Source organism: Nguyenibacter vanlangensis, assembly GCF_013376155.1.
In the GTDB taxonomy this organism is placed as follows: domain Bacteria; phylum Pseudomonadota; class Alphaproteobacteria; order Acetobacterales; family Acetobacteraceae; genus Gluconacetobacter; species Gluconacetobacter vanlangensis.
Map to the genome: position 1 here is coordinate 1 of NZ_JABXXP010000751.1, position 1,302 is coordinate 1,302.

General features: G+C 68.9%; 3 protein-coding genes. All 3 read left to right on the plus strand.

The genetic code is table 11. The annotated features are described in order from the left end of the window. On the plus strand, positions 1-414 hold a 414-nt coding region (locus tag HUK84_RS18695; RefSeq protein WP_176641565.1), incomplete at its 5' end, for a methylamine dehydrogenase light chain. After that, positions 411-866, plus strand: a complete 456-nt coding sequence (locus HUK84_RS18700) for a c-type cytochrome (RefSeq protein WP_176641566.1) — start codon at positions 411-413, stop codon at positions 864-866. The genes HUK84_RS18695 and HUK84_RS18700, both read left to right, overlap by 4 nt. Next, positions 844-1,302 (plus strand): cystathionine beta-lyase (locus tag HUK84_RS18705; RefSeq protein WP_176641567.1); only part of this gene is annotated, 459 nt, incomplete at its 3' end. The genes HUK84_RS18700 and HUK84_RS18705, both read left to right, overlap by 23 nt.

Here is a 1,302-nt window from a genome sequence, read left to right on the forward strand (position 1 = left end):
CCCGTCTCGCGCGACGAGGCGCGTGCCGGCACCCTGCCGCGCGCGCCGTCGCCCTTCGCGGCCAAGGCGCAGGCCAAGGACGACAGCAAGTGCGATTACTGGCGCTATTGCGCGATCGACGGCAATCTCTGCACCACCTGCGGTGGCGGCGTGCATAGCTGCCCGCCCGGCACGCACCCGTCGCCCACCTCGTGGATCGGCACCTGCTTCAACCCGCAGGACCGCCGCTCCTACCTGATTGCCTATCGCGATTGTTGCGGCCAGGATGCCTGCAACGAAATGAACTGCCTCAGCACCGACGGTGAACTGCCGACCTACCGTCCGCAATCCAACAACGACATCATCTGGTGCTTCGGGACCGGTTCGCTTCTGTACAACTGCTCGACAGCCGTCATCGTAGGAACTGCCGAATGAAAAAACTCCTTGCCCTCGCCGTCTCCCTCGCCGCCGCCACGCCGGCCTTCGCCGCTCCGGACGGGCAGGCGCTGTATGGGGCCAATTGCGGCATCTGCCACCAGGGCGGCGGCGTCGGCGCGCCGGGGCAGTTCCCGCCCCTGGCCAACCGGATCGACAAGATCGCCTCCACGCCCGACGGCAAGAAATACCTGACCCAGGTGCTGATGAACGGCCTGTCCGGCATGATCGAGGCCGGCGGCGCGACCTATGTCGGCTTCATGCCCAGCTTCAAAAGCCTGCCGGACGACCAGGTCGCGGCGATCCTGACCTACCTGTCCGGGCTGGGCGCGACCAAGCCCGCGCCAGTCTTCACGGCGGCGGACCTGGCGGCGGCGCGCGCGGCGCCGATGTCCTCCTCGGCTGTCGCCGCGGCACGGAAGACGCTGAATGCGGCGCATCCTCTTCCGTAATCGCCCGGCTGCCGTCCGGCCGGTGCTGGCTCTGCTGGCGCTGGCCGGGCTTCTCCCTCCGGGCCAGCCGGCCCGGGCCCTGGACCAGACCCGCAGCACCTATCTGATGAAATGCGGCGGCTGCCACGGGATCGAAGGCCAGTCCGGACAGACTTACATCCCCACCTTGCGCGACCGGATCGGCACGCTGACCTGCACGCAGGAAGGCAGGGCCTATCTGCTGCGCGTCCCAGGCGTCTCGATGTCGCTGATCCGCGACGACGCGCTGATGGCGCAGGTCATGAATTTCGTGCTGTTCGACCTGGGCGGTTCCAGCACCCCGCCCGGCACGCCTCCCTTCACCGCACAGGAAATCCGCGCCCTGCGCGGCAACCCGCTGCGCACGACCGACCTGCCCAGCCTGCGCGCCGGCGTCTGGGGCCGTGCCGTCACCGCC